This window comes from Oleiphilus sp. HI0132 (assembly GCF_001635845.1).
The window spans coordinates 1-4,031 of the sequence record NZ_LWGJ01001225.1; the positions used below are offsets into that span (position 1 = coordinate 1).

General features: G+C 47.0%; 4 protein-coding genes. All 4 read left to right on the plus strand.

What is annotated here, in order from left to right:
• The first annotated feature begins 15 nt into the window (after positions 1–15).
• Complete coding sequence (locus A3766_RS17950) at positions 16–1,254, plus strand: acyl-CoA dehydrogenase family protein (protein WP_068506712.1); 1,239 nt, start codon at positions 16–18, stop codon at positions 1,252–1,254.
• Between the two features lie 8 nt (positions 1,255–1,262).
• Positions 1,263–2,339, plus strand: coding sequence for a phosphotransferase family protein (locus tag A3766_RS17955; protein ID WP_068506709.1), 1,077 nt, complete (start codon positions 1,263–1,265; stop codon positions 2,337–2,339).
• A gap of 91 nt (positions 2,340–2,430) precedes the next feature.
• Complete coding sequence (locus tag A3766_RS17960; protein ID WP_068506707.1) at positions 2,431–3,411, plus strand: NADPH:quinone oxidoreductase family protein; 981 nt, start codon at positions 2,431–2,433, stop codon at positions 3,409–3,411.
• Positions 3,412–3,603: 192 nt separating this feature from the next.
• The coding region (locus A3766_RS17965; protein WP_156508958.1) for an SDR family NAD(P)-dependent oxidoreductase at positions 3,604–4,031 on the plus strand (428 nt) is incomplete at its 3' end.

Consider the following 4,031-nt stretch of genomic DNA (forward strand, 5'->3'; position numbering starts at 1 on the left):
TAACAAAGGTGAAATATGAATTTCGAATACTCGCAGAAGGTACTAGATCTGACTCAGGAAGTGGCAAGTTTTCTGGAAAAATATTTGTACCCAATTGAGCAAGAGATAAAAGAGACTATCGAAAATGCCGAAGATAGGTGGCAGATTCCTCAGCAAATTGAAGACTTAAAAGCGCTCGCAAAAGAGCAGGGCTTATGGAATTTGTTTTTGCCTGATAGTGATTATGGCTACGGTTTAAGCAACCTGGAATATGCGCCTCTGGCTGAAGTCATGGGGCGGACACGTTTTGCCAGTGAAATATTTAATTGCAGCGCCCCCGACACAGGCAATATGGAAGTACTCGTTCGTTATGGTACTGAAGCGCAAAAAGAAAAATGGCTACAACCTTTGCTTGAAGGCGAGATTCGCTCTGCTTTTGCCATGACTGAGCCCGATGTAGCCTCCTCTGATGCAACAAATATTCAGACTCTTATTACGCGTGACGGCGAAGACTACGTCATTAATGGTCGTAAATGGTATATCTCGGGTGCGTGTGATCCGCGTTGCGAAATACTCATCGTGATGGGCAAAACAGACCCGGACAACGAAAATCGTCACCTACAACAATCAATGATACTCGTACCGATGAACACGCCGGGTGTCACCGTCGTTCGACCGATGCAAGTATTCGGTAATGACGATGCGCCAGAAGGTCACGCAGAAATTTTATTCGAAAATGTGCGTGTACCTGCCGAGAATATACTGCTAGGTGAGGGGCGTGGATTTGAAATTGCTCAAGGGCGTTTAGGCCCCGGTAGAATTCACCACTGCATGCGTTTAATCGGAGCCGCACAGCGTGCACTTGAGTTAATGTGTGTCAGAGCTGAAGAACGTGTCGTATTTGGTAAGCCACTGAGCAAGCAGGGTTCGGTGCGTGAAGACATTGCCAAGTCCTACTGCGAGATCGAACAAGCGCGCTTGCTTACCTTAAAAGCGGCTGCAAAAATGGACTCACACGGCAACAAAGGGGCAAAAGACCTGATCGCCATGATCAAGATCGTTGCGCCACAAATGGCCTGTACGGTAATTGATCGAGCGATTCAGATACATGGCGCAGCAGGTTTAAGCCAAGACTTCTTCTTATCTGATGCATATCAAATGGCACGTATTATTCGTCTAGCGGATGGGCCAGATCAGGTTCATATGATGCAGCTTGGTCGTGGTGTCTCAGCAGGGTATTCTGCAATGCAAATGATGAAGATGCGTAAGGCTTAGGAGAAGGTATGTCGGATATAAAAACAAATGTTGATGAGCTCGATGTTGTTAAGCTAGCTGCTTACCTTGCAGACAATATCGAAGGCTTTTCTGGGCCGATTAAAGCAACAAAATTTGAGGGGGGGCAGTCAAACCCGACTTTCAAGCTGTCTTCTCCTTCGGGGGACTTTGTTCTAAGAAGGCAGCCTCCAGGCAAACTGCTCAAATCTGCTCATGCAGTCGACAGAGAGTTTCGAGTCTATCAAGCGCTAGCAGATTCTGACGTACCGGTGCCTCGCATGTATCACCTATGTGAAGACCGGGAAATTATCGGCTCCATGTTCTACGTAATGGAGTATTGCGCAGGCAGTATCTTCTGGGATGCCGCCTTGCCAGAACTAGCGTCAAATGAAATGCGAAGCGCCGCATACGAGCAAATGGGCGATGTACTAGCTGCGATTCATAGTGTCGATTTAGACAGTGCAGGATTGAGTGATTATGGCAAGCCAGGGAACTATTTTGAGCGCCAACTATCTCGCTGGAGTCAGCAATATAAAGCATCTGAAATTAAGCCGATTCCAGCAATGGATCAATTGATCGCATGGTTAGAAGAAAATCTGCCCGAAGATGACGGCCGTGTTTCCTTAGTTCACGGTGACTATCGCCTCGACAATATGATGTTTTCAAGTGCCGCTTTGCAGTCTGGTGAAGTTAGTATTTTGGCCGTATTAGATTGGGAGTTGTCTACATTGGGTCATCCTTTTGCAGACTTGGCATACCAATGTATGCAGTTGCGTATGCCTGCTAGCGGCGGGCAAAAGAAGCCGGGTCAAATGAGTGGGTTAGCAGGTATTGATCGCACAAGCCTAGGTATTCCAACTGAAAAAGAATATGTTGCACGATATTGCAAACGTATGGGAATCGACAAGATTGATCACTGGGCATTCTATCTAGCCTTTAGCTTCTTCCGTTTAGCCGCGATCGCACAAGGCGTCGCGAAACGAGCATTAGACGGAAACGCTTCCAGTAAACAGGCCGGTAAAGTCGGAGCTTATGTGCCACTTCTGGCAATGGGCGCGTTGGCCGTGATTAAAGAAGAAAGCTAATGTAGGCAGAGCCTTACATGGCTCGCTAGCGGACTAGCACGGGGTTGACCCCTCTGCCTACAAATAGATTTTCCAAAATTAGGAAATATAAATGAAAGCAATCGTATGTGAAGAGTTTGGTCCTATAGATACCTTGGTATTTAAAGACGTCGAAGCGCCTGAGCCGGCTAAAGGCGAAGTTCGTATTAACGTTAAAGCGACAGGCGTTAACTTCCCTGATGGCCTTTTAGTGCAAGGCTTGTATCAAGTTCAACCTGAGCGCCCCTTTATACCCGGTATGGAATTTTGTGGCGAGGTGGAATCGCTTGGCGAAGGGGTTAAGCACTTGAAGGTTGGCCAGCGACTAATCTGTAGCAGCCAAAAATATGGAGGCTTTGCTGAGCAGGCGGTTGTTAATTCAAAGTTAGTCATGCCTATTCCCGATGAGATGAATGATATTGATGCCGCCAATATCATGTGTGCTCATGGCACGGCTCATCATGCCTTAAAGCAACGCGCTCGATTGAAGTCAGGTGAAACGCTAGTCGTGCTGGGTGCAGCAGGCGGAACAGGCTTAGCTGCCGTGCAAATCGGCAAGGCGATGGGGGCCAAGGTTATTGCAGTGTGTTCCTCTCAAGATAAGCTAGAAATCGCCAAGGAACAAGGTGCCGATGAGCTGGTTAACTATAAGGAACAAGATCTCAAGCAAGCGCTAAAAGATCTGACAAAAGGCAAGGGCGTAGATGTCGTTTACGATCCGGTTGGTGGCGAGGCATTTGATGCTTGCACAAGAGCGATGGCTCGCAATGGTCGTTTGCTTGTCATCGGCTTTGCATCAGGCACCATTCCCAAGCTACCAGTTAATCTCGCCTTGGTGAAAGAATACAGTGTGATAGGTGTATTTTGGGGCAGCTTCGTCATGCATGAACCTATGGTCTTCCTGCAAAATATGCAGGAGCTTTTTGCCTGGCATAAAGATGGCAAAGTATCGGTTGTCACCGATGAAGTCTTTACTTTAGCAAACACAAAAGAGGCATTAGCCAAAGTCTTTAACCGAGAGGTTAAAGGTAAGGTTGTTGTGGTAGCGGAGTAATATGGTTAATCAAAGGGGTCAGACTCGATTGATTCCACCACAGAGCACACCGAGCGGCCTGCGGCCTCCACAGAGAAGGTATTAGAACTTAGGTTGAGTGTTTATCTTTTCTCTGTGACGCGAAGCGCTCTGTATTCTCGGTGGTTTAAGTGCTTAGTGTTTAAATATTTTCTAGAACTAATAGGTAAAAACATGGCTACAAATTTATTTGATCTAACAGGAAAAGTTGCACTGGTAACGGGCGCAAGTCGTGGTATCGGTGAAGCGATTGCGAAGCTATTAGCAGAGCAGGGCGCACACGTTATTGTTTCAAGCCGCAAGGTAGATGACTGCCAGTTGGTTGCCGATGCGATTACTGAGGCGGGTGGTTCCGCTGAAGCCTTAGCATGCCATGTCGGTGATATGGGGCAGATTGAATCATGCTTTGCTCATATCGAAAGCAAGCACGGCAAGCTCGATATTCTAGTTAACAATGCAGCAGCCAACCCATACTTTGGCCATATTCTTGATACAGACCTAGCGGCCTATGATAAAACTGTTGATGTAAATATCCGTGGTTACTTTTTTATGTCAGTCGCTGCAGGCAAATTGATGAAGAAAAATGGCGGTGGTGCCATCGT